Source organism: Lentzea albida (assembly GCF_900111005.1).
GTDB lineage: Bacteria > Actinomycetota > Actinomycetes > Mycobacteriales > Pseudonocardiaceae > Lentzea > Lentzea albida.
Map to the genome: position 1 here is coordinate 91,460 of NZ_FOFV01000019.1, position 21,706 is coordinate 113,165.

Here is a 21,706-nt window from a genome sequence, read left to right on the forward strand (position 1 = left end):
CGAACCCCCTCAAGTTCGAGCAACGGACAGGAAGATCAGGTGAGGACGGACTCCCCGCCGAAGTCGTCGTCGTCATCCCTGGGCGGACGGCGGCGCGGCGGCGGAGGCGGCGAGGTGGGGCGGGACGGGGGCGGCGGTGCGTCGTCCTCCACCCGGAAGTTGATCTCGTTGCGGTCGTACGGCGTGCGCGCCGGCTCCTCCGCGGGAGGCGCCGGGAAGTTCTTCTTGGCCTCGTTGAACAGCACGTTGGCCGTCTCGTCCTGCGTGCCGATGGTCTCGGCCATGGCGGACTGCAGCAGCTCCGGGATGCGCGACTGCGCGCGTTGCAGCAGCTTCATGATCTCGCCGCTGACCTCGGACATGCGCTTGCTCGAGGCGGACTCGTTGATCACGAGGTTCTGCAGGATGCCGTTGGACCCGACCAGGATCTCGATCGAGCCGTCCTGCGACCGCTCGGAGATCGTCATCCCCTGCACGCGCGTCGCCATCTCCTGGTAGCGGGCGGCGCGTTCCTGGATGTTCTGGTTCCAGTTCGCGAGCATCTGCTCGGACCCGGCGATGTCCTCGGGCACCGGTGGTTCCCTCCTGAAGCTGCGGCGGACTCAAAGGATGACGCAGCCGGATCCGATCTCGTTCCACCCCGAGGTCAAATCGGCCGAAAAGACGAACGGCGCCCCGCTGAACGAACCAGCGGGACGCCGTTGACCCGACAAGCTAGTTCACGCCCAGCAGGTCGACGACGAAGATCAGCGTCTCGTTGGGCTTGATCACGCCACCGGCGCCGCGCGCGCCGTAGCCCAGGTGCGGCGGGATGACCAGCTTGCGGCGGCCACCGACCTTCATGCCCTGGACGCCCTGGTCCCAGCCCTGGATGACGCGACCGCCACCGAGCGGGAACTGGAAGGCCTCGCCGCGGTCCCAGGACGCGTCGAACTGCTCGCCGGTCGAGTGCGAGACACCGACGTAGTGCACGGACACGAACTGACCGGCCTCGGCCTCCGCACCGTCGCCAACGGTGATGTCCTCGATTACCAGGTCGGCGGGCGCCGGGCCGTCGTGCGGGTCGACCTCAGGCTTCGTGGGGGCCATCACTACTTCCTCTCGAACGGGGGTGTTCGCGCCCGATCCAATCACGCGCGGGCGCGCGCGGCCGAATGGCCTACGCGGACCAGCCCTACCCGGTGCATGCGCACTCATGTCTTTCTTTAATGACCAACGGCCCTGCAGCCGATGGGACACAACAGAAGAAGGAGACGATCATGGCGGCAACCCTGCACCGCCTCCGGTCACTGCTCGGTGCGGCTCTGGCGGCGGCAACGCTGTCCATGGCCTGCGTCAGCGTGGCCGAAGCAGCTCCGGTCCCGACCGCCGACGGCGAGTTCGGCACCCAGATCGTCGGTGGCACGCGCGCGAGCACGTCCACCTACCCCTGGGTCGTCTACCTGGCCACGAGCAGCGGTTTCCAGTACTGCGGCGGCACCCTCGTCGCTCCCAACAAGGTCGTCACCGCCGCGCACTGCACCGTGGGCGACTCGGCCTCGGCCGTCCGGGTCGTGGCCGGTCGTGACGACAAGAACTCGACCGCGGGCACCGTCGCCAGGGTCACGAAGATCTGGATCCACCCGAGCTACCGCGACGTGACGCTCGGCTACGACGTCTCGGTGCTCACGCTCGACCGCAACCTGTCGCAGACCCCGCTCCCGTTCGCCACGTCCGCGGACAGCGGGCTCTACGCCGCGGGCACCAGCTCGACGATCCTCGGCTGGGGAACCACGTCCTCGGGTGGTTCGGCGTCGCGCTACCTGCTGCGCGCCACCGTGCCGCTGACCAGCAACTCCAGTTGCTCCAGCTCGTACGGCAGCGACTTCAACGCGACGCACATGGTGTGCGCCGGCTACGCGCAGGGCGGCACCGACACCTGCCAGGGCGACTCCGGTGGCCCGCTCGTGGCCGGGGGCAAGCTGATCGGCATCACGTCGTGGGGCGAGGGGTGTGCGGCCGCCGGGTACCCCGGCGTCTACTCCCGCGTCTCCACCTACGCGGCGCAGATCCAGGCGCAGCTGTGAGGAAAGGGCCGGGAGGGGCAACCCTTCCCGGCCCCGCTTACGTCCTCACACCATGAACGGCAAGAAGCTGTTGGCCGGCACCGCCGTGCTGGCCGTCGCCGGAGTGTGCGTGAGCTCCGCGGTGAGGGACGATTCCCTCGCACCACCACCGGTCGCGGACCAAGGGCCGGTGCGTCTCGTCGCGTTCGACTCGTGCGATAACGCGGTGACCGAACTGCGCCGCGCCATGGCCCCGTACGTCACGGCGTACGGCCTCGGCGGCGGTCCCACCATGTTCGCCGAGGGCATGGCCGCCGACAGCGGGGGCGTCGTGCAGAAGAGCGTGCCCGACGCGCGGGCCGCCACGCCGCCCGAGCAGCAGCAGGAACACTCGACGACGAACGTCCACGAGCAGGGCGTCGACGAGCCGGACGTCGTGAAGACGGACGGGAAGCGCGTCGTCTCGATCGCCGACGGCAAGCTGCGCCTGGTCGACGTCGCGAGCAGGACCGTCACGGGCACCGTCGACCTCGGTGAGCGCCGCGCGAGCCAGCTGCTGGTCTCCGGCGACCGCGCGCTGGTGGTGACCGAAGGCCCCGTACCGATGCTGAAGCCGACGCTGCCGCCCGACCGGCCGTCGTACGCGCCCGAGTCCGGTACCGAGCTCGTGCTCGTGGACCTCAAGGCGCTCAAGGAGATCAGCAGCCTCAAGACCGACGGCTTCTACGTCGACGCCCGCCAGATCGGCGGCACCGCCCGCGTCGTCGTCCGCTCGCAGCCGCGCCTGCCGTGGGTGTACCCGGACCAGACGACCAACGAAGCGGGATCGTTGCGCCGCAACAAGGAGATCCTGCAGAACGAGCCCGTCACGTCGTGGCTGCCGCGCTACGAGCTGAACGAGAACGGCGCGAAGTCGAGCGGCACCCTGGTCGACTGCGCGAACGTCAGCCACCCCGTCGTGCACTCCGGCGCGTCGATGCTGACCGTGCTGACGTTCGAGCTCTCCGGTCAGCTCGGCACCGGCCGGCCGGTCTCGATCGTGGCCGACGGCGACACCGTCTACGGCACCGACCGCAGCCTCTACATCGCCGACGACCACCGCCTGCTGCCGCAGCTCCCTTCCAGGACACCGGTCCAGCGCCCGATCAGCACGGCGATCCACCAGTTCGACATCGGTCAGGCCGGCCCGCCGAAGCACGTCGCGTCCGGTGAGGTCAACGGCACGCTGCTGAACCAGTACTCGCTGTCCGAGCACGACGGCGTCCTGCGCGTCGCCACCACCACGGGCACCGAGACCCGCTGCTGCTGGCGGATGCCCGCGGACGTGCAGCCACCGCAACCGCCTTCGGAGAGCTTCGTGACGACGCTGCGCCGCGACGGCGGTCAGCTCGCGAAGGTCGGCCAGGTCGGCGGACTGGGCAAGGGCGAGCGGATCTACAGCGTGCGGTTCATCGGCAAGATGGGCTACGTCGTCACGTTCCGCCAGACCGACCCGCTCTACACGCTGGACCTCGCCGACCCCGCCAAGCCGAGGGTGACCGGAGAGCTGAAGATCACCGGCTTCTCCGCCTACCTGCACCCCGCGGGCGACGGGAAGCTGATCGGCGTCGGCCAGGAGGCCACCGAGCAGGGCAGGACGACCGGCACGCAGGTGTCGCTGTTCGACGTGGCGAATCCCGCGTCACCGCAGCGACTCGCGCAGTACCACCTGCCGAACTCGAGCTCCGAGGCGCAGTTCGACCCGCACGCGTTCCTGTTCTGGCCGCAGGACGGCACGCTCGTCATCCCCGTGTCGTCCTACAAGGCGAACCACGATTTCTCGTCACTGGTGCTGCGCGTCGACGGGAACCGGTTGCGCGACAGCGGGAACATCGTCGAACCGGCGAGCGCGAACAACTACGGCGGACCCAGGCGGACCATCGTGATCGGCGACCAGCTGTGGTCGATCTCCGCGGCGGGCGTGCAGGTCAACGCGCGCAACGGACTCGCGCAGCAGGCCTGGCTGCCGTTCACGCGGTAGCGCGGTCCCCGTTGAGCAGGCGGTGCGAGAGGACCGTGCCGCCTGCCATCGCCGCCGGGATCACGACCAGCGCCGCCAGCGGGATCAGGCAGAGCAGGTAGGTGGGGACGGCGAGCCCGAGGACCAGCCCGCGGCGCGTCGCGAGGATCTGCCTGCGCTGCTTGAACGTCCGGCCGCGACGGGTGAACGGGATGCCGGTGAGCTCGATGCCGAGCAGGTAGCCGTTGATCAGCACGGCCAGCACCGGCACGACGGTCTGGCCGACGACGGGGATGAACCCGCACAAGAACAACGGGATCGCGAACGCGATCGAGGTCGCGACGAGCAGGATCGTGCTGCGCAGCCCGACCAGGAACCCGCGCCACCACCCGATCTGCTCCGCGTCCGGCACGCCGCCGAGCTCGTCCTCGACCTCTTCGGAGATGTACTCGTAGAACGGGCCGCCGATCATCAGCGTGATCGCGGTGAACAGCAGCACGCTGAGACCCAGCACGGCCGCGATGACCGAGATCCCGACGACGACCTCGACGACACCGCGCCAGGTGTCGCTCCACGAGTCGGCGAAACCGGTGAGCCACCCGGCGATCGAGTCGATGTTGGTGAGCAGCACCGTCCAGCCGGTGATCATCAGGACGGCCGTGATGACCGCCGGCAACGCCCCGACCAGCACGCGCTTGGGCGTGCTGAACACCAGGCGGAACCCACGCAGCAGCAGACCGACACCGGCACCGAAGTCCTTGATCACGCGCGCAGGATAGTCGGTGCCACGCCCGTGCCGCTGCGAACCGGACGAACTACCCGGGAGGTGCCGCGATGCAGGCCGTGCCGACGCGGCGGAACCCGACGCGTTCGTAGACCTTCGCGATCTCCGCGCTGCCCGCGGACAGGAACACCAGCTCCGCACCCCTGGCCAGCGCGTCACGGGCCAGTTCGGCGGTGACCGCGCCACCGAGGCCACGGCGCCGGGCGGCGGGCAACGTGCCGATCCCGGCGATCTCCACGACGTCGCCCGCCCGTTGCGCGGTGCCGGACGCCAGCACGCCCTCACCGGGCACGTCGGCCACGGCGTACCGGTGCCGGCCGGGCATCGGTGTCGCCTCCGCGAGCGCCGCGTCCCGTTCCGCGGTGCCGACCTCGCCCTTCGCCGTGCCCGGTGACGAGAACGCGAGCTGCGCCACGACCGTCACCTCCGGCGTCCGGGAGTCGAGCAGGCGCACGTGGGGATGCGGGTCCGGCAGCTTCGCGGGGTCGAGCACCATCAGCGGTGCTTCGAGCACGTCCAGACCGGCTGCACGGGCGACGGCGAGCAGGTCCGGTGTCGTCTCGTGCACCCACTCGAACGCTTCGGGCACCCCGAGCTCGCGCTGCCGTGCGCGCACCCCCAGCACGTCGTCCACGGTCGGCTTACCACCGGGGAACCGGGGCCGCGCGTAGAACGGGTAGCCGTCGCCCGCCTGCACGAACAGCACCAGCTCGCCGTGGTCCTCGACGCGGGATCCGGGCCGGGGCACGGAGTCGTAAAAGGTTTCGAGAACGTCCCACACGGACGGTGACGCTAGCTACCTTGGGCGCCATGACGCACGGCATTTCCCGCGGCGGGGTCCTGGTGGCGCTCGTCGCCCTGCTCCTGGCGCTGACCGGCTGCGGCGGCGAGCCGGAGGACCGGTTCGCCCGCCCCGGCGCGCCGGCGACCTCCCCCAGCGGGGAGTTCGTCGCGCACGCCGAGAGCGGGAGCGAGGTGCGGGTGACGGACCGCGACGGCGGTGAGGTGTTCCGCAGGTCCTACGAGTACGCCACGAGCTCGCGGGCCGACGGGATCGGCGTCGTGTGGCTGTCCACGAAGGACCAGCTGTGGGTCCTCGTGCCCGGCGACACGAGCGAGCGCATCGAGGCCGGGCCGGACGGGGTGTGGACGGCGGTCGAGGCCGACCTACCCGGGGAGATCACGCGGCTCGGGTGACGGGTCCTTCTCGCCCTCGGCCATCCGCCTGCCGCGCTCCAGTTCCGCGTCGAACTCGGCGCCGAGCAGCACCGCGATGTTCGAGATCCACAGCCACACCAGGAAGACGATGACGCCACCGAGTGAGCCGTAGGTCTTGTTGTACGAGGCGAAGTTGGCCACGTAGACCGCGAAACCGACCGTCGCGAGCGCCCACAGCACGATGGCGAGCAGGCTGCCGGGGGAGACCCAGCGGAAGCCGGGCTGCTTCACGTTCGGCGCCGCCCAGTAGAGCACCGCGAACGCGAGGCTCACGAGCAGCAGGATGACCGGCCACTTCGCGATGTCCCAGACCGTGACGACGGTGTCGCCGAGCCCGAGGAACTCCCCGACGGTGTCCGCGACGCCGCCGGTCAGCACCAGTGCGCCGAGCGTGAGCGACACCAGCACCACCGAGCCGAGCGTGAGCGCGAGCCGCAGCGGGATCGTCTTCCAGATCGGACGCCCTTCCTCGACGTCGTAGACGGCGTTGCACGCGCGCATGAACGCGCCGAGGTAGCCCGACGCGGTCCACAGGGCGGTCAGCAGACCGATGATGCCGAGCAGGCTCGCGGCGTTCTGGCTCTTCTGCAGTTCCTCGATGGACGACTTCACCAGGTCGCCGGCCTGGCCGGGCGCGACCTCGTCGACGTACTTGATCAACTCCTGCGTCGTCGTCTCGCCCAGCAGGGCGAGCACGGACGTCAGGACGATGATCCCGGGGAACAGCGACAGCACCGCGTAGTAGGTGAGTGCCGCTGCCCAGTCCGTCAGGTTGTCGTCGTTGAACTCTTTGACCGTGCGTTTGAGGACACCCCACCAGGCGTGCTTGGGCAGCCTGGTGGGGCCCTCCACGTCGTTACCGGCGCGCACGGCGCCAACTGAACGAACGGGTGCCGGAGCCGACACCGGCGAGGTGCAGCGCGAGCAGCAACAGCCCGAGCACGACCAGCGTGTTGACGGTGATCACGTCACCGAGCCCGGCCTTGGCCAGGTCCAGGATCAGCGCTAAGCCGAACGAAACCGCGGCGATGATGGCCAGCATGTCCGCCTCCTGCTAGGGGGTCGAGCACTGTGTTGGCGGCCGGATACCCACTTGTTCACGGGGGAACCGGGCCGTTCGGAGCAATGGACGTGTCATGATCGGTCCCGTGGACGTGGAGCGCTGGCAGGCAGCGGCGGTTCCGTGGTGGGTGACCAAGGTCGGGCTCGTCGGTGGGTGGGTCGTCGCCTTCTACTTCGCCGCGAGCGCGAACGAGGCCCCGTGCACGGCCGCGCAGCCGTGCCTGCCGGACCCGTTGTTCTCGCTCGCGGTGGTGCCGTTGCTGGCCACGCCGTTGCTGCTGCTGTTCGGCCGTGTGCTCACCGGCTGTGCGATGGGCGCCCTGTTCGGTGTGGTGGACATCGCCCTCGACGGCAGTGCGGCGGCCAACGTGGCGTTCGGGCTGCACGCCGCCGCGTGTGCGGTGGTGGCGGCGTGGACGGTCAGGTCGCGCGCGGACCAGCACGAGGCGGCCGGTGCCGCGCTGGTCTCGTTGCCGGACCTGCCGCCGCAGCGCGGGGTGCTGCGGGTCGTGGCCGTGCTGCTGGTCGTCTTCGGGTTCCTCACGTTCGTGCAGTACAGCCTCACCAACGACGCGATCGAGCAGCACATCGCGAACGCCAGCCGCGTGCAGGCCGAGGTCGTCGAGGTCAAGGACGTCTACGAGGTGTGGGTCGAGCTGCCGGACCGGCAGCGCGCCGCGTTCCAGCCGCTCGCGCCGGAGACCTACCGGGTCGGCGACGACGTGCCGGTGCTCGCCGACGGCACCTGGGTCCAGATGGCGAACGAGCCGGAGGACGTCACGTGGTGGCTGACCATCGGCGGGGCCGCCGTGTTCTTCGCGATCATGCTGGCCGCCCGGGAACGCCGCCGCCGTGCGTTGTGGACGGGTCCGGTGAAGGCGGTCCGGGTGACGGCCCACCAGATCGGGCCGCGCCGGATCCTGTTGCGCCACGGCAAGAAGGACCTCGCCACGGTCACCACCCTGGCCGACCTGGCGCTCGAGGAACCGCTCTACCACGACACCGAGGAGTTCGGCCGGGTGTGGCGCGGCGAGGAGGACCCACCGCTGCAGCTCGACCCCGTCGAGCTGCTGGTCGCGGGGGAGTGGCACCACGGCGGCCAGGTGGCGCTGCTGTCCGAGGGCGACGTCGTGGCGACCAGCACGCTGAACCGCGTGCGTCCGCGCCACACCGTCCACAGTGCACACCTGCCGGGCGTGCCGGTCACCGCGGGCACGCCGGTCGAGCTGCCGCACGCGATCTGGCCGGGTGACCGCCGCCGGGTCGAGGGCGTGGCGCTGCTGCTCGCCGCCGCCGGCGCGCTGATCGCGCTGAAGCAGTACCCGGACTGGATCGTGCTCGCGCTGATCGGCGTGCAGTGCGTGCTGTCGGCCGTCACGCGGTTCCAGCCGATGCTGCGCCTCGACCACAACTCGGTCGTGCTCTACACCGGCGTCTTCACCTACCGGGTGCCGTGGGCGCAGCTGCACGGTGTGCGCCGCTCCGGCCCGCAGCTCATGCTGGCGTTCGGCCCGCACGGCGACGTTCTCACCACACCGCACCTGCCGGACCGGGAGGCGGGCGAGAAGGTGATGTGGGCCCGCGCCCGGTCGTTGATCGCCGAGCACCCCGATCAGCGCGTGACCCGCAGGCTGAACGTCGGCGTGCTCGCCGCGGCCGCCTACGCCGCGCTCGTGCTGTTCATCTGAGCTTCGCCACGGCCTGGAGCAGGCGGTCCACATCGGACTCGTCGGTGTACGGACCGATGCCCGCGCGCACAGCGCCCTTGTCGCCCAGACCGAGCCACCGCGAGCACTCCAGCGCGTAGAAGTGCCCCGCGGGCGCGTTCACGCCCTCGGCCCCGAGCCGGCGGTAGACCTCGGCGGGCTCCAGTCCGTCGACGGAGAACAGCACGGTCGGTGTGCGCGAAGAAGCCTTGCTGTAGATGCGCACGCCGAGTTCGCGCAGCCCGTGCTCCATCTTCTCGCGCAGCTCGAGCTCGTACTCCTCCAGGCCGTCCAGCGACCGCATGAACTCGACCGCCGCGGTCGTCCCCGCCAGCAGCTCGTACGGCAGCGTGCCCAGCTCGAACCGCTCCGGCACGGCGTTCGTCGACGGCAGCAGCTTGTCCGGGCGCAACGTCTCCAGCAGCTCCGGCGCCGCCGCCAGCACCCCGAGGTGCGGGCCGAGGAACTTGTACGGCGAGCACACGAAGAAGTCGGCGTCCAACGCCTCGACGTCGACCGGCACGTGCGGTGTGTAGTGCACGCCGTCGACGTAGACGAACGCCGCCATCTCGTGCGCCGCCCGTGCGATCTCCGCGATGTTCGGACGCGTGCCGAGCAGGTTCGACGCGGCCGTGATCGCGACGACGCGGGTGCGGTCGGACAGCAGCTTCGTCACCGACTCGACGGGCAGCTCCCCGGTCGTGCGGTCGAACGACGCCCAGCGCACCGTGGCGCGCGCGGCCTCGGCGGCCTGCACCCACGGCCGGATGTTCGCGTCGTGGTCGATCCTGGTCACGACGATTTCGTCACCCGGCCGCCAGTTCTTCGACAGCGTGCGGGCGAAGTCGTAGGTCAGCTGGGTCATGCTGCGCCCGAACACGATGCTGCCGGCGTTGAGGAACTCCGCCATCGTGCGCCGTGCGGTCCGCACGATCTCCTCGGCCCGGCGTTCGGAGGCCGTGACGCTGCCGCGGTTCGAGACCGCCGAGATCAGCGTGTCCCGGACGGCGTCCGCGACGACGTCGGGCACCTGCGCGCCGCCGGGCCCGTCGAAGTGCGCGGCACCCTCGCGCAACGCGGGGAAGTGGGCGCGAACAGCTGCGACGTCGTAGGCCATGCCCTCATGGTGCTTCAGCACCCACGAATCGGGAAAGGATCAACCGTAGGGTCATCACCTGTTCGGTGGCGTCGAAGTCCGGGTCGATCAGCCTGCCGAACAGGCCGTCCACCAGCCCCTGCACCCAGGTCGCGGCCGTCGGCGCGCTCACCGGGAGGGTGATCTGACCCGCGTCGTGCGCCTGCTGGAGGAGCGCCGCCAGTTCGTCGCGCACCGCCTGCTCGTTGCGGCCGACCAGGTCCCACAGCTCCTCGTCGCGGCTGGCCTGCGCGACGACCTCCAGCACCAGGCCCGCCACCGCCCGGTCGAGAGCGGGCGCGCAGAGGTGGTCGAGCACCAGCTGAACGCCGTCCCACGGGGCCAGTTCGCGGGCCCGCGCGAACACGGCGGCGTTGTCCTCGGCGTCCTGCACGAAGATCTCGCGGAAGATCGCCCGCTTGGTGGGGAAGTAGTGGAAGAGGCTGCCGGTGCTGATCTCCGCGGCCCTGCAGATGTCCGCGACGGTCGTGCGTTCGAAGCCCTTCTGCGCGAACAACCCCGCCGCGGTGTCGGTGATGTGCCGCTTCTTCTCCGCGTGCTTGACCGGGTCTACCGTTCGCACCTGTAGTACTGCCTCTTCTTCTCGTCCCGCACGGAGACGCCGCGTTTGCGGATCTCCCGCGCCAATTCTGCGGCCTCCGCGTTCTCGTACTTCGCGATGGCCTTCCGCCGGGCCGTGAACAGCGCGTTCACGTCCGCGGGCAGCTCCGGCGCGTGCTCGACCCACATGCGGAACTCCTGCGCGAACGGATCGGCGTCGCGCCACCGGTAACCCTGCTCGGTGAAGGCCCGTTCGAGCTTCACCCGGCTCAGGTCGGACGTCTCGCGGGCCAGTTCGGTGCCGTCCGGCGCGAGCAGCACGAGCTGCTTGCCGTCCGCGAACGCCGACTCGACCTCCTCGCGGCCGAAGCCGAACGTCTTGTCGTCCTTGCGCAGCGTGACCTGCGAGGGACCGACCTCGACCGACATCATCTCGCTGGCCCAGAACAGCGCGAACACCGCGCCCGCGACCGCGCCGACCCCGACGGACGCGAGTGTCGCCCACGGTTTCGGGATGTCCGTGTACAGCTCGAACACGCCTTGGAACGGGAACCACTTGAGCGTCGTGATCCACGCGGCCGCCAGTCCGAGCCCCCAGCCCGCGGCGGCACCGGCGACCGGGCACACGACCCAGATGCCGTAGCGGACCGCCGCGGTCTCCTGCACAGTCGTCATGCGCCCAATACTAGACCGAGCGCTCGGTTTATTCTGGGTTATGGCAGGTAGAAGGTCAGTAGATCGCTCGTGACCGGCGGGAACAGCCTGGTCATCAGCTCGGTCCTCGGTCCGGGGTAGACGTCGGAGAAGATCCGGCGCAGGCCGTCGATGCCGTGCGGGCCGAACAGCAGCGGTGCCAGCAGGTCGGGGGCGATCCCCGCGCCTCCCAGCGATCCGGGGCCGAGCAGCGTGCCGCCCCACTCGTACGGGCCGATCCGCTCGCCGTCCCAGTGGAAGCGGACGTGCGTGCGGTAGAAGCCGAGCACCACGTCGGTGGGTTCGTGTCCCCGCAGGCGCCCGGTGAAGACCGGCCGCAGGTGCTCGAAGAGCCTCGGGACGTCGGGGATGCGCACCATGTACTGGTCCAGTTCCGGGGCGCGGTCCGCTAGGTGCGCCTCCAGTGCCGGGTGGCGTTCGCCGACCTGGGCCGGGTTCACCAGCGCCACCAGCGCCCTGACCGCGTCGTCGTCCACGCCGGCGATCTCGCCGAGGACGACGTCGCCCTCCTCCTCGGGTGTGCTGCGGCCGGTGGCGACCGGCACGCCGTCGCGCTCGACGACCCACGTGGTCGAGCCGGTGCGGCGCAGGAGCCAGCGCCAGCACGGCGTGGTGTGGGTCATCCGCAGGTCCGCGCCGCGCTGGGCGTCGTCCTGCAGGCGTGCCAGCACGGGGATGTCGGCGTCGGTCGCCCGCCGGACGACATGTCCCGCAACGGCTTGCGGCGCCTCGACCAGCGCGCGGGTCTGCTTGACCGGGATGGAGTAGGCGTAGCCGAACTGGCGGTAGAAGTACGGCACGCCGATCACGAGCTGGAGCAGGTGGCCGCGTTCGGCCGACCTGTCGTTCGCCCAGCCCATCAGCCGGCGCACCAGGCCCCTGCCCTCGTGCTCGGTGTCGGTGGCGACCTGTTCGACTTGGCCCGCGGGGATGTCGAGACCGGCGAGCGTCACCGTCTCGTCCATCAGGGTGAGGGTGGAGACGATCCGGTCGCCGTCGGCGGCGACCCCGACCCAGTCGCAGCCCGCGTCCGGGTCGGTCATCAGCAGGCGGGCGTCGACGCCGTCGCTGGGGTCGAGGCGGGAGACGATCAGCTTCTCGACCTGGTCCAGGTCTTCGGGGCGCGAGGTGCGGATGTCCACGGCCGGAGTGTTTCCAGGACGGTGGTTGTCCGCAAACGGTTTTACCGTCGTCGGCATGGACTGGAACAAGCAGTTGACCGACCAGCTCGAGTTCCACTGGAACATCGCGGCCCGGCCGCGGCTCGAGGGCATGACCGACGCCGAGTACTTCTGGGAGCCGGTGCCGGACGCGTGGACCGTTCATCGGGACAACTCGATCGACTGGCAGTACCCGCCGCCGTCCCCGGCTCCCGTCACGACGATCGCCTGGCGGATGGCGCACGTCATCGTGGGCGTGTTCAACGCGCGCACGGCCTCCCACTTCGGCGGTCCGCCCGCGGACCACGCGACCTGGCAGTACGCGATGACCGCGGACGAGGCGTTGAAGCAGCTGGACGACGCCTACGCGGCCTGGATGGCCGGGGTGCGCACGGCAGACCTCTCCAAGGCGGTCGGGCCGGCCGAGGGACCGTTCGCGGCCGAGCCGATGGCCACCCTCGTGCTGCATATCAACCGCGAGGTGATCCACCACCTCGCGGAGGTCGCCCTCCTCCGCGATCTGTACCTGAGGGAGAGCTAGTCACCAGAAAGTGCCTACTTTCTAAAAGTTGGCGCTAACTGCAAGATGGTCCCACATCGAAGACGTCAAGAGGGGATCATCATGCGAGTCATCACGCAGAAGACCGTCGGCGACCCGTCCGTGCTGGAGGTCGCCGAGGTCGGGACGCCCGTGGCCGGACCGGGCGAGGTCCTGGTCAGGGTCGGCGCGGCGGGGGTGAACCCGGTCGACACCTACATCCGCGCCGGTGGGTTCCCCGCGCTCGGCGAGCCGCCCTTCACACTGGGCTGGGACGTCGCGGGCACGGTAGTGCGGGACGGTGAGGGGTTCGCGGAGGGCGACGAGGTCTTCGGGCTCCTCGACTTCCCCGGCACGGGTGGCGGCTACGCCGAGTACGCCGTGCTGAAGGCCGCCAACCTGGTGAAGCGGCCGTCCTGGCTGACCGTGGAGGAGGCCGGCGCGGCGCCGATGGCGGCGTTGACGGCGTGGCAGGCGCTCGTCGGACGCGGCGGGGTCTCCGCCGGTCAGCGCGTGCTGGTCCACGCGGCCGCCGGTGGTGTCGGACACCTCGCCGTGCAGATCGCCAAGGCGCGGGGCGCGTACGTGATCGGCACGGCGTCGGCGGCGAAGCACGACTTTCTGCGCTCGCTGGGCGTGGACGAGGTGATCGACTACCGGCACCGCGACTTCACCGAGATCGACCCGGTCGACGTCGTGCTGGACACGATCGGCGGCGAGTACGCGGAGCGGTCCGCGCGGGTGATTCGGCAGGGCGGCGTGCTCGTGTCGATCATCCCCGGCAACCCGGCTTTTGACGTTGACCGAGCTTCGGCGCTCGGCATCCGGTTCGAACTGGTCCTGAGCGTGGTCGCGTCCGGTGCGGATCTCGCCGCGTTGCCGCAGCTCAAGGTGCAGATCGACCACGCGGTGCCGCTCGCGGAGGCCGCGAAGGCGCACGAACTCGTCTCGTCCGGCCGCACGACGGGCAAGGTCGTCCTGGTGCCGTGACCCCTCGTTAACCATTCGTTGACCATGTACACCGATCGTGTGCGCAACATCCACACGATCGGGGAGTGCTCATGGCACGGTGGAGTCCGCTTGCTTTAGTCGTAGCTCTGTTGGCGGCGGTCGGCCTCTACGGGTCGACCGCCGCTGTCGCAGCAGCTCCGCTCACTGTCGCCCAGGCGATCAGTCAGCAGAACGGGTCGTCGGCGACGGTCCGCGGTTATGTCGTCGGTCAGCCCACGGCCACGACGACTGTCATCCGTTCGGGTTACCCGAACGACTATGCGCTCGCGCTGGCCGACTCGGCGTCCACGACCAGCACGTCGAGCGTGCTCTACGTGCAGATCCCGTCGGCGTTCCGCTCGGCGTGGGGTCTTCGGACGAACCCGTCGCTGCTGGGCAGGCAGATCGACGTCACGGGCACGCTCAGCGCGTACTTCTCGCACGCCGGTCTGACCTCGTCCACGGCGTTCGCGTTCGCCGGCACCACGCCGCCGACCACCACTCCGCCGACCACCCCGCCGCCCACCACGACGCCGCCGACCGGGTCGTGCGAGAGCTACTACACGGCTGCCTGCGGCAAGTCCGGCGCGGCGCTGAAGTCGGCGTTGAACGGCATCATCCGCAACCAGACCAAGCTGAGCTACGACCAGGTCTGGGACGCGCTCAAGGCCACCGACCAGGACCCGGCCAACGCGAACAACGTGATCCTGCTGTACAGCGGCCGTTCGCAGGCGAAGTCGACCAACGGCGGCAACGCGAACGACTGGAACCGCGAGCACGTCTGGGCCAAGTCGCACGGTGACTTCGGCACGTCGACCGGACCCGGCACCGACATCCACCACCTGCGTCCCGAGGACGTGTCGGTGAACGCCACCCGCGGCAACCTCGACTTCGACAACGGCGGGTCCGCGGTGCCCGAGGCGACCGACAGCAGGTACGACGGCGACTCGTTCGAGCCGCGCAACGCCGTGAAGGGCGACGTCGCGCGCATGATCTTCTACATGGCCGTGCGCTACGAGGGCAACGACGGCTACGTGAACCTGGAGATCAACAACTCGGTGGCGAACGGTTCGGCGCCGTACATGGGCAAGCTGTCGGTCCTGAAGCAGTGGAGCCAGCAGGACCCGCCGGACGCGTTCGAGAAGCGCCGCAACCAGGTGATCTTCGACAGCTTCCAGCACAACCGGAACCCGTTCATCGACCACCCGGAGTGGGTCGCCTCTATCTGGCCGTGAGTCGTTCCAGGAAGGGGCGTTGCGCGGAGACGATCTTCGCGCTCGCCTCTTCCAGGCCGAACCACTGCACGCGGTCGACCTCGGGGAAGGTCTTCTTCTGCCCCGACTTCGGCGGCCACTCCATCTCGAACGTGCCGGGCGTGACGGCCTCGGGGTCGAGGTCGCCTTCGAGCGCCCACACCGTGATGACCTTGCCGGACCCCTTGGCCTCGCCGAGCTCGATCAGCTCGCCCTCGGGCACCGGCAGCCCGAGCTCCTCCTCGAACTCGCGGCGCGCGGCCGCCTCGGGCGTCTCGTCCTCGGTGTACTCGCCCTTCGGCACGGACCACGCGCCGGCGTCCTTGCGGGCCCAGAACGGGCCGCCCATGTGCCCCAGCAGCACCTCGAGCTGGGTGGTTCGTCTGAAGAGCAGGATCCCGGCCGACCGTTTCATACTGTCCAGCATGGCGGACTGGGTCCTGCACGTGGACCTCGACCAGTTCATCGCGGCGGTCGAGGTGCTGCGCGACCCGTCGTTGCGCGGCAGGCCCGTGGTGGTCGGCGGCAACGGCGACCCGACCGAGCGCGCGGTCGTGGCCACCGCGTCCTACGAGGCGCGCGAGTTCGGCGTGCGCTCGGGCCTGCCGCTGCGGACCGCGTTCAAGAAGCTGCCCGACGCCGTCTACCTGCCGGTGGACCACGCGCTGTACGAGGCCGCCTCGGCGGACGTGATGGCCGTGCTGCGCTCGTTCCCCGTGGTCGTCGAGGTGATGGGCTGGGACGAGGCGTTCGTCGGCGTGACGGCGGACGACCCGGTGGCGTTCGCGCGGTCGGTGCAGGCGGCGGTGCTGGCGGCGACGGGCCTGCACTGCTCGGTCGGCATCGGCGACAACAAGCTGCGGGCCAAGATCGCGACCGAGTTCGGCAAGCCCGCCGGCGTCTTCCGGCTCACGCGCGACAACTGGGTCGAGGTGATGGGGCACCGGCCGACATCGGCGCTGTGGGGCATCGGCTCGAAGACCGAGAAGAAGCTCGCCGAGCTGGGCCTCGTGACCGTGACCGACCTGGCGTCCGCGTCCGAGGACGTGCTGGCCGCGCGGTTCGGCCCGCGGATGGGCCCGTACTACCGTTCTGTCGCTCTGGGAGCGGGCGACACGGTCGTGAGCGCGACGCCGTGGGTGGTCAAGTCCCGTTCGCACGAGAAGACGTTCCAGCAGGACTTGGCGTCGATGGACGACATCCGCCGCGAGGTCGTGGCGCTGGCGCACCAGGTGGCCCACGACGTCGTCGCCGAGGGACGACCGGCCGTGCGCGTGGGCGTGAAGGTGCGGTTCGTGCCGTTCTTCACGAAGGTGCGGCTGATGAAGCTGCCCGCGCCGACGTCGTCCGCCGACGAGCTGGCCGCCGCCGCTCTGGTCGTGCTGGACCGCTTCGAACACGGCCGGGCCGTACGTCTTCTCGGAGTGCGCGCGGAATTCTCTGACGATGATGTCGAACCGAAGCCTTCTTCTTCGACGTATCTGTAAGTAGAGGATTCACCGCTGGGAGAAGAAGATGACCGACTCATCGCTGACACACCGCGACCGCGCCGTTCTGAGGGCGGTCGCCGAGGGCCGTTGTGAGATCGCCGGAAGCGCGTTGCTGGTCGACGGCCTGTGCTGCGCGGACCAGTTCGCCGGGCTCCGCCTGCGCACTGCGGGCCTGATCAGCACCCGTCCGGGCCCGGCCGCGCTGACCACCGCGGGCTACGAGGTCCTCGCGGCCTAACGCTTGCGGAAGACCGACATCAGGTACTTGTTCGAGAACCGGTAGCCACCGTCTGGAGTTCGGAACGGTTCAACGGCGGCCCTGATTTTCTCCACGACTTTTTCCTCACCCTCGTTGTCGATGATGCGCTGATAGCTGCCCACGCTCAGGAAGCTGCGCAGCATCGTGGCCTCGTCGGCGTGAACCTGGGGAATGTCGATCGTGAGTTCTTCGTGCGGTTCGGGCAGTTCCGCCCCCTTGCGCGCGCTCGGCCCCCGCACGGCCCGGCCGACCACGAGCAGATCGCTCCGCTCGCGGGGATGCCACTGGCACACGACCACGTAGTCCCTGCTGACCCGGACCGCCTCGGCGAACGCCAGGTCGGGGTCGTCGGCGAAGAACAGCGCGTTGAACGCCGTGACGACGTCGAAAGTGCCGTCCTGCCAGGGCAACCGCCCCAGCGGCAGTTCGTGGAACTCGGCGGTGCTCCTGCTCCTGGCCACCTCGACCATGGCCCGGGAGAGGTCGATCCCGGTGGCCTTCGCGCCCGCTTCCGCCGCCAGGGCGCAGAACTCACCGCTGCCGCACGCCAGGTCGAGCACCGTCGTGCCTTCTCGGACGCCGGTGCGTTCGATCGCGGTCTTCCAGGCGGGCAGGGACATCCTCGCACCGAGCGCCGCCCGCTCGGCTGCTTTGCGCCCCCACAGTTCGCCCTCGCTCACGGTTGCGACCCTAATCCGTTCGCGCTGCCGTGGATCATGGCAGGCATGGGTGTCTTGGCGAGGGTGCTGCGGTCCGTGGGCGGCGAGGAGGTGCTGGACCGGCTCGCCGGCCTGTCCGGCAGCGACCTGACGAGCTTGCTGCTGGCGCTGTCGCGCCGGCGTGCCCAGGCCCTGTCCGGACCGGACGTGCTGCGCCAGTACCGGACCGACCGCTTCGTGGCGCCTTCGTCGGTGCCGTTCTCCGTCCTGCGAGCGGCGGAAGACCACCTGCTGGCCGCGCTGCCGCCGTCGTTCTCCGTGCTGGGCCTCGCTCCCGTGGCACCCCTCGGCACGTGTTCCGCCGTCGCCCTGATGGACCAGAACAACGTCGTGTCGACCATGCGCGGCACCGAGGTCGCCGCCGACCCGACGAACGCGCTGGCGCTGGAAGCCGCGCTGCTGCGGCAGTCCGGGCCGGACGACGTCCGCCTCGCCGCCGTGCAACGCGTGGTGCGCGCACAGATGTTCAGCGGCGCCGGGAGGTTCGCGCACTTCTCGTTGTTCGCGGCGGTGTCCGCCGGCCGCGACCGCGGTTCGCTCGCCTTCGAGCGCGAGCACTTCGCCGAGCACGTGGCGTTTCTTCGTGAGGCCTGTGGGGATGTCGAGTTCCGCGTGACGGTGCTGGATCCGCGGTTCGAGGTGGTGCGCGGGGACCTTCCCGCCTATCCGTCGCGTCGGACCGGGTACTACAAGGGCTTGTGCTTCAAGGTGTTCCGCGACGGGGTGGAGATCGGGGACGGCGGATTCGTGGACTGGACGGCGCGGTTGACGGGGAACCGCAAGGAGCGGCTGCTGATCAGCGGCATCGGTGTCGACCGCTTCGCCACGCTCTGATTCCACGCGAGAGGAACAGGTTCTAGTAAGCGACCTCTGGCGGTAGATCGGTCAACTTTCTGGATCTACGCTCAGGTGTGGCCTTGTCGGGTCGGGGACCTTGCCGGGAGGGCGACCATGGCGGCGGAGCACACGTGGAAACGCAGCACCTACACGAAGGACGGCAGCCCCGACTGTGTCGAGTGCGCGAGTGACGGTCGTGTGGTGTGGATCAGGGACTCCAAAGATCGCGATGGCGAGCGGCTGGAGGTCCCGTGGTTCGGCTGGCGTGCGTTCCTGGGCTTCGTTCGTTCGTGAAGTGACCGAACGGGTGATGCGATCCACCCGGATGGAGCCTCGAAGTTGATCTGCGGCGCTTCAGCCTGCTATCCCTCCTCCTGAAATTGGTCAATTGGTGGCCAAGCATTGTGGAGGACCTCTAATTGGGGTCTACCATTCTGCTACCTAGCAAGTTCTGGGAGGAGGGGCGTTGCCCCGGAAGGAAAGTCCCGTCGTACTGCAGAAGCGACTGCTCACGGAGTTGAGGCAGACGCGGGACTCGCTCGGCTTGAGTCAGCAGGCCGTCGCCGACGCGATGGACTGGTCCGTGTCGAAGCTGATCAGGATCGAAAAGGGGGAGAACAAGATTTCGGTCACCGACGTCCAGGCCCTCCTCTTCCACTACGGGGTGCGGGACGACGCCCGCGTCGCCGAGCTCGTGGGGATGACCAGGGCGATCCGGCAGTCGAAGTCGGAGTGGATGGAGAAGTACCGGGGTTCGTTCACCGAGCAGTTCGCGAAGTACGTCGAGCTGGAAGCGTCCGCGATCCGGATCCGCCAGTGCCAGCTCAACGTCGTCCCGGGCCTGATCCAGATCCCGGAGTACGCGATGGAACTCGTGACGGCGTTCGGGCAGTCGGGTGCTCGGGCCCAGCGGGGTGTCGACATCCGCATGCACCGCCAGGTGCTGCTGGAGTCGGACGGACCGGAGATCGTGTTCTGCCTGGACGAGGCCGTGCTGCACCGGGTGATCGGTGGAAAGGACGTGCTGCGCAAGCAGTTGCTGCGGATGAGGGAGGTCTGCGAGCTCCCGAACATGCGAATCCAGATCCTGCCCTTCGCCGCCGGGATCCACCCGTCGATGAAGGGGTCGTTCTCGATCCTGGAGTTCTCCGAGGGGGAGGAGGACTTCGCACTGCTGCTGGAGTTCCCGGGCCGCGACGAGATCCAGACGTCCGGGCCGGACCTCAAGGAGTACCTGAACCACTTCTACCAGCTCGAGAACTTCGCGCTGCCGGCCAGCGAGACGCCGAAGTTGCTCGACCGACGACTCGAGGAGCTAGGAGGGGCCTGAACCGCACAGGCAGGGCGGGTGGCTGCGCCAACAGCCGCCCGCCCGATGGCAACCCACAACCGAACCCCAGTCCCATGAGGCGAGGCGATGTCGCCGTAGGCAAGCCTATGACGTTCGTGCCCAGATGAGTGCCGCCATCCAGGTCCCGTTCGGGTGACTGCTCCTCGCCGCACCGGTCGTCGCCGACCGGCGCGCGATCACACCCGCAGGAGGCGCACCATGAGCAATGCCACCAGAAATAGCGTCCACCCCCTCGTAGCTCATCACGGGAGAGGTCGCTGCGATGGCCATATTCGTTAGCTACAGCAGTAGCGATGGAGGCCCGGCCGCGTCCGCGGTGGTGGGGGCGTTGCGCGCCCGCGGGTTCGACGTGGTCTGGGACGGCGACCTGCCGGACGTCCGCCCGCTGTCCATCCCGGCCTGGATGGAGACCTCCGTCCGGGACTGCACGGTGCTGGTGATCGTGTCGGACGACTACGTCAAAGCGTTGGAGTCCAACGACTTCATGGAGCGCAGGGGAGTGCGCTACGAGGCGGGACTGGTGCGGCAGAAGATCTACCACCACCGCGGTGCCGACGGGGTCGCCGTGGTGCCGGTGGTGCCGCCGGACGCCGACGCGAACGCGTTGCCGTCCGTGCTGCAGCAGTTGGTGATCCACCGGTTCGACCCCGGCACGTTGCACGGTGTGGAGGAACTGGTGCGCAGCCTCGGCACGCTCGAGGAGGGGAACGGGGGTGACGTGATGGTTGTGGAACAAGGGGTGCAACGGAGCCGTGTGGTGCTGGCGGCCCTGGAGGCGCATCCGCCGTCGTCCGCGCTGGCCTACCGGCTCGCGCAGGACCTGGTGGAGCAGGGGGAGGGCGATCTCGAGATCGCCAGGGCGTTCGACTCGGTCGTCGGTGTGGCCAAGGCCCACGGGGACGTCGGACTGGTCAGCCGGCTGTCGCAGGTGTGCCTGAAGACGCTGTCGTCGACGTTGCCCCTCAAGGGCGAGGAGTCCGTGATGGCGAAGGTGCTGGTCTCGGGGAAGGCGTGGCACCTGTTGCGGGAGCACCGCTTCAGCCAGGCGGCGTCGGTGGCCGAGGAGGGGACGCAGATCGCGAAGAAGTACCGCGACCTGTACACGGCCGCCCGCGGCCAGCGCGTGCACGCACGCGTCTACCTGCACATGGCGGCCGAGGCCCTGCCGTACGACCGCGACTTCTACCTGCGCAGAGGAGAGCACCTGCTGATCCTCGCGACGACGCAGTTCCGCTCCATCTGCGGTCAGACCAGCGAGGAGGTCGGGGTGTGCGCCTCGCTGCACGCGGAGAAGCAGTTGCTGCTGCACGAGATGACGGGCGAACGCGACCACCTGACGACGGCGTGGGAGAGCGCGGGGGTGGCCGAGGGCCTGCTGACTCCGGGCACCGAGCCGTACCACTGGGTCAGCGTCCTGCAGGCGCGGTTGTGCCTCGCGGCGCGGAAGTACAACGAGGGCAAGGAGTTCGTCTCGAACGTCATCGCGACCGCGGAGTACCCGGAGGTGGTGGCGAGGTCCCGGCAGGTGCGGGCAGACCTGCTGCTCGCCACGCGCGAGAAGTCCGAGGCGCTGCGGGACCTGCTCGGCGCCGAGGAGCAGTTCCGCCGGCTCGGCTGCGACTACGCGGCGGCCACCTGCTGGTGGTCGATCGCGAAGCTCGACTCGACCAAGCTCGTCAGCTTCCGCCTGAGCACGTCCGACGTGCTGCGGCTGGAGGACCTCGCGCCCGACCCGCGCGAGCGGCGGCTGGCCGTGCTGGAACACGAACTGCGGACGACGAGACGGCCGGGCCGGCGGTGCGTGCCGGACTGGGCCTGCCTCGTCGACCGGGTGCAGCACGCCTGACTTCGCGGGCGCGGCCGTCGCGCGACGGCCGCGCTCACG

Annotated in this window: 25 protein-coding genes and 1 pseudogene; 14 read left to right on the top strand and 12 right to left on the bottom strand. The window is 69.6% G+C overall.

Annotation, left to right across the window (positions count from 1 at the left end):
• Nucleotides 1-35: 35 nt before the first annotated feature.
• Entirely contained in the window at nucleotides 36-572 is a 537-nt protein-coding gene (locus tag BMY74_RS35685; protein ID WP_089923583.1) for a YbaB/EbfC family nucleoid-associated protein, read from the bottom strand.
• Nucleotides 573-714: 142 nt separating this feature from the next.
• The gene (locus BMY74_RS35690; protein ID WP_089923587.1) at nucleotides 715-1,089 is read right to left on the bottom strand and encodes an FKBP-type peptidyl-prolyl cis-trans isomerase; all 375 of its coding nucleotides are present in this window, start codon (nucleotides 1,087-1,089) and stop codon (nucleotides 715-717) included.
• Between the two features lie 170 nt (nucleotides 1,090-1,259).
• Here BMY74_RS35690 and BMY74_RS35695 point away from each other — a divergent pair, with 170 nt between their 5' ends.
• Nucleotides 1,260-2,066 carry a S1 family peptidase gene (locus BMY74_RS35695; protein ID WP_089923591.1) on the top strand — a complete coding sequence of 269 codons (807 nt, stop codon included), beginning with the start codon at nucleotides 1,260-1,262 and terminating at the stop codon, nucleotides 2,064-2,066.
• Nucleotides 2,067-2,118: 52 nt separating this feature from the next.
• Nucleotides 2,119-4,065, top strand: coding sequence for a beta-propeller domain-containing protein (locus BMY74_RS35700; protein ID WP_089923595.1), 1,947 nt, complete (start codon nucleotides 2,119-2,121; stop codon nucleotides 4,063-4,065).
• Here BMY74_RS35700 and BMY74_RS35705 read toward each other — a convergent pair.
• Together BMY74_RS35705 and BMY74_RS35710 are read right to left on the bottom strand one after the other, a co-directional pair.
• The gene (locus BMY74_RS35705) at nucleotides 4,055-4,810 is read right to left on the bottom strand and encodes an EI24 domain-containing protein (RefSeq protein ID WP_089923600.1); all 756 of its coding nucleotides are present in this window, start codon (nucleotides 4,808-4,810) and stop codon (nucleotides 4,055-4,057) included. The genes BMY74_RS35700 and BMY74_RS35705 overlap by 11 nt on opposite strands.
• A 49-nt stretch (nucleotides 4,811-4,859) precedes the next feature.
• A complete protein-coding gene (locus BMY74_RS35710; RefSeq protein WP_218159852.1) occupies nucleotides 4,860-5,609 on the bottom strand; it encodes a GNAT family N-acetyltransferase in 750 nt (249 codons plus the stop codon).
• Nucleotides 5,610-5,638: 29 nt separating this feature from the next.
• Between BMY74_RS35710 and BMY74_RS35715 the strand changes: the two genes are divergently transcribed.
• Nucleotides 5,639-6,025 carry a hypothetical protein gene (locus BMY74_RS35715; protein ID WP_089923608.1) on the top strand — a complete coding sequence of 129 codons (387 nt, stop codon included), beginning with the start codon at nucleotides 5,639-5,641 and terminating at the stop codon, nucleotides 6,023-6,025.
• Here the strand turns inward: BMY74_RS35715 and BMY74_RS35720 are convergent.
• Both BMY74_RS35720 and BMY74_RS35725 read right to left on the bottom strand, forming a co-directional pair.
• Nucleotides 5,996-6,916 carry a YihY/virulence factor BrkB family protein gene (locus tag BMY74_RS35720; protein ID WP_245786540.1) on the bottom strand — a complete coding sequence of 307 codons (921 nt, stop codon included), beginning with the start codon at nucleotides 6,914-6,916 and terminating at the stop codon, nucleotides 5,996-5,998. The two genes, BMY74_RS35715 and BMY74_RS35720, sit on opposite strands and share 30 nt — an antisense overlap.
• Nucleotides 6,903-7,088, bottom strand: a complete 186-nt coding sequence (locus BMY74_RS35725) for a hypothetical protein (protein WP_089923615.1) — start codon at nucleotides 7,086-7,088, stop codon at nucleotides 6,903-6,905. The genes BMY74_RS35720 and BMY74_RS35725 overlap by 14 nt, the downstream gene beginning before the upstream one ends.
• 94 nt (nucleotides 7,089-7,182) lie before the next feature.
• Between BMY74_RS35725 and BMY74_RS35730 the strand changes: the two genes are divergently transcribed.
• On the top strand, nucleotides 7,183-8,796 hold the full coding sequence (locus BMY74_RS35730) for a hypothetical protein (RefSeq protein WP_089923619.1): 1,614 nt from the start codon (nucleotides 7,183-7,185) through the stop codon (nucleotides 8,794-8,796).
• Here BMY74_RS35730 and BMY74_RS35735 read toward each other — a convergent pair.
• From BMY74_RS35735 to BMY74_RS35750, 4 genes are read right to left on the bottom strand one after another with little or no spacing between them, the layout of a single operon-like run.
• Complete coding sequence (locus tag BMY74_RS35735) at nucleotides 8,789-9,931, bottom strand: cysteine desulfurase-like protein (protein ID WP_089923624.1); 1,143 nt, start codon at nucleotides 9,929-9,931, stop codon at nucleotides 8,789-8,791. The genes BMY74_RS35730 and BMY74_RS35735 overlap by 8 nt on opposite strands.
• A 4-nt stretch (nucleotides 9,932-9,935) precedes the next feature.
• Entirely contained in the window at nucleotides 9,936-10,532 is a 597-nt protein-coding gene (locus BMY74_RS35740) for a TetR/AcrR family transcriptional regulator (protein ID WP_089923628.1), read from the bottom strand.
• Nucleotides 10,520-11,185 carry a YqeB family protein gene (locus BMY74_RS35745; RefSeq protein WP_143091843.1) on the bottom strand — a complete coding sequence of 222 codons (666 nt, stop codon included), beginning with the start codon at nucleotides 11,183-11,185 and terminating at the stop codon, nucleotides 10,520-10,522. Before BMY74_RS35745 ends, BMY74_RS35740 begins: the two co-directional genes overlap by 13 nt.
• Nucleotides 11,186-11,223: 38 nt before the next feature.
• Complete coding sequence (locus BMY74_RS35750; protein WP_245786541.1) at nucleotides 11,224-12,366, bottom strand: GNAT family N-acetyltransferase; 1,143 nt, start codon at nucleotides 12,364-12,366, stop codon at nucleotides 11,224-11,226.
• 55 nt (nucleotides 12,367-12,421) lie between these two features.
• Here BMY74_RS35750 and BMY74_RS35755 point away from each other — a divergent pair, with 55 nt between their 5' ends.
• The 4 genes and pseudogenes from BMY74_RS35755 (at nucleotide 12,422) to BMY74_RS46400 (ending at nucleotide 15,147) form a co-directional block, all read left to right on the top strand.
• On the top strand, nucleotides 12,422-12,925 hold the full coding sequence (locus tag BMY74_RS35755; RefSeq protein ID WP_089923640.1) for a DinB family protein: 504 nt from the start codon (nucleotides 12,422-12,424) through the stop codon (nucleotides 12,923-12,925).
• An 81-nt stretch (nucleotides 12,926-13,006) separates the two neighbouring features.
• Entirely contained in the window at nucleotides 13,007-13,912 is a 906-nt protein-coding gene (locus BMY74_RS35760; protein ID WP_089923644.1) for an NADP-dependent oxidoreductase, read from the top strand.
• A 71-nt stretch (nucleotides 13,913-13,983) separates the two neighbouring features.
• Nucleotides 13,984-14,376: pseudogene (locus BMY74_RS46395) on the top strand (DUF6359 domain-containing protein); the annotation flags it as partial.
• Nucleotides 14,362-15,147 carry an endonuclease I family protein gene (locus BMY74_RS46400; RefSeq protein WP_425434887.1) on the top strand — a complete coding sequence of 262 codons (786 nt, stop codon included), beginning with the start codon at nucleotides 14,362-14,364 and terminating at the stop codon, nucleotides 15,145-15,147. The pseudogene BMY74_RS46395 and the gene BMY74_RS46400, both read left to right, overlap by 15 nt.
• Here the strand turns inward: BMY74_RS46400 and BMY74_RS35770 are convergent.
• The gene (locus BMY74_RS35770; RefSeq protein WP_089923648.1) at nucleotides 15,134-15,580 is read right to left on the bottom strand and encodes an NUDIX hydrolase; all 447 of its coding nucleotides are present in this window, start codon (nucleotides 15,578-15,580) and stop codon (nucleotides 15,134-15,136) included. The genes BMY74_RS46400 and BMY74_RS35770 overlap by 14 nt on opposite strands.
• Before the next feature lie 10 nt (nucleotides 15,581-15,590).
• Between BMY74_RS35770 and BMY74_RS35775 the strand changes: the two genes are divergently transcribed.
• Both BMY74_RS35775 and BMY74_RS35780 read left to right on the top strand, forming a co-directional pair.
• The gene (locus tag BMY74_RS35775) at nucleotides 15,591-16,652 is read left to right on the top strand and encodes a DNA polymerase IV (protein ID WP_089923653.1); all 1,062 of its coding nucleotides are present in this window, start codon (nucleotides 15,591-15,593) and stop codon (nucleotides 16,650-16,652) included.
• Between the two features lie 28 nt (nucleotides 16,653-16,680).
• A complete protein-coding gene (locus BMY74_RS35780; RefSeq protein ID WP_089923657.1) occupies nucleotides 16,681-16,893 on the top strand; it encodes a hypothetical protein in 213 nt (70 codons plus the stop codon).
• On the opposite strand, the gene BMY74_RS35785 is transcribed toward BMY74_RS35780, so the two are convergent.
• A complete protein-coding gene (locus tag BMY74_RS35785) occupies nucleotides 16,890-17,594 on the bottom strand; it encodes a class I SAM-dependent methyltransferase (RefSeq protein WP_089923664.1) in 705 nt (234 codons plus the stop codon). The two genes, BMY74_RS35780 and BMY74_RS35785, sit on opposite strands and share 4 nt — an antisense overlap.
• 45 nt (nucleotides 17,595-17,639) lie before the next feature.
• Between BMY74_RS35785 and BMY74_RS35790 the strand changes: the two genes are divergently transcribed.
• The 4 genes from BMY74_RS35790 to BMY74_RS35805 all read left to right on the top strand — a co-directional run bounded on the left by BMY74_RS35790 (nucleotide 17,640) and on the right by BMY74_RS35805 (nucleotide 21,667).
• Entirely contained in the window at nucleotides 17,640-18,467 is an 828-nt protein-coding gene (locus tag BMY74_RS35790) for a hypothetical protein (RefSeq protein ID WP_089923667.1), read from the top strand.
• 117 nt (nucleotides 18,468-18,584) lie between these two features.
• Complete coding sequence (locus tag BMY74_RS47045) at nucleotides 18,585-18,764, top strand: DUF397 domain-containing protein (RefSeq protein ID WP_089923672.1); 180 nt, start codon at nucleotides 18,585-18,587, stop codon at nucleotides 18,762-18,764.
• Between the two features lie 172 nt (nucleotides 18,765-18,936).
• Nucleotides 18,937-19,800 (top strand): helix-turn-helix domain-containing protein, encoded by an 864-nt coding sequence (locus BMY74_RS35800; protein WP_177230089.1) that lies wholly within the window; start codon nucleotides 18,937-18,939, stop codon nucleotides 19,798-19,800.
• A 283-nt stretch (nucleotides 19,801-20,083) separates the two neighbouring features.
• On the top strand, nucleotides 20,084-21,667 hold the full coding sequence (locus BMY74_RS35805; protein WP_089923678.1) for a toll/interleukin-1 receptor domain-containing protein: 1,584 nt from the start codon (nucleotides 20,084-20,086) through the stop codon (nucleotides 21,665-21,667).
• Nucleotides 21,668-21,706 lie beyond the last annotated feature (39 nt).

Bases quoted from the DNA above. Each gene is read 5' to 3' on its own strand.
- BMY74_RS35690 (WP_089923587.1), bottom strand. From the start codon at position 1,089: ATGGCCCCCACGAAGCCTGAGGTCGACCCGCACGACGGCCCGGCGCCC.
- BMY74_RS35695 (WP_089923591.1), top strand. From the start codon at position 1,260: ATGGCGGCAACCCTGCACCGCCTCCGGTCACTGCTCGGTGCGGCTCTG.
- BMY74_RS35700 (WP_089923595.1), top strand. From the start codon at position 2,119: ATGAACGGCAAGAAGCTGTTGGCCGGCACCGCCGTGCTGGCCGTCGCC.
- BMY74_RS35715 (WP_089923608.1), top strand. From the start codon at position 5,639: ATGACGCACGGCATTTCCCGCGGCGGGGTCCTGGTGGCGCTCGTCGCC.
- BMY74_RS35725 (WP_089923615.1), bottom strand. From the start codon at position 7,088: ATGCTGGCCATCATCGCCGCGGTTTCGTTCGGCTTAGCGCTGATCCTG.
- BMY74_RS35730 (WP_089923619.1), top strand. From the start codon at position 7,183: ATGATCGGTCCCGTGGACGTGGAGCGCTGGCAGGCAGCGGCGGTTCCG.
- BMY74_RS35735 (WP_089923624.1), bottom strand. From the start codon at position 9,931: ATGGCCTACGACGTCGCAGCTGTTCGCGCCCACTTCCCCGCGTTGCGC.
- BMY74_RS35745 (WP_143091843.1), bottom strand. From the start codon at position 11,185: ATGACGACTGTGCAGGAGACCGCGGCGGTCCGCTACGGCATCTGGGTC.
- BMY74_RS35755 (WP_089923640.1), top strand. From the start codon at position 12,422: ATGGACTGGAACAAGCAGTTGACCGACCAGCTCGAGTTCCACTGGAAC.
- BMY74_RS35760 (WP_089923644.1), top strand. From the start codon at position 13,007: ATGCGAGTCATCACGCAGAAGACCGTCGGCGACCCGTCCGTGCTGGAG.
- BMY74_RS35770 (WP_089923648.1), bottom strand. From the start codon at position 15,580: ATGAAACGGTCGGCCGGGATCCTGCTCTTCAGACGAACCACCCAGCTC.
- BMY74_RS35775 (WP_089923653.1), top strand. From the start codon at position 15,591: ATGGCGGACTGGGTCCTGCACGTGGACCTCGACCAGTTCATCGCGGCG.
- BMY74_RS35780 (WP_089923657.1), top strand. From the start codon at position 16,681: ATGACCGACTCATCGCTGACACACCGCGACCGCGCCGTTCTGAGGGCG.
- BMY74_RS35790 (WP_089923667.1), top strand. From the start codon at position 17,640: ATGGGTGTCTTGGCGAGGGTGCTGCGGTCCGTGGGCGGCGAGGAGGTG.
- BMY74_RS47045 (WP_089923672.1), top strand. From the start codon at position 18,585: ATGGCGGCGGAGCACACGTGGAAACGCAGCACCTACACGAAGGACGGC.
- BMY74_RS35805 (WP_089923678.1), top strand. From the start codon at position 20,084: ATGGCCATATTCGTTAGCTACAGCAGTAGCGATGGAGGCCCGGCCGCG.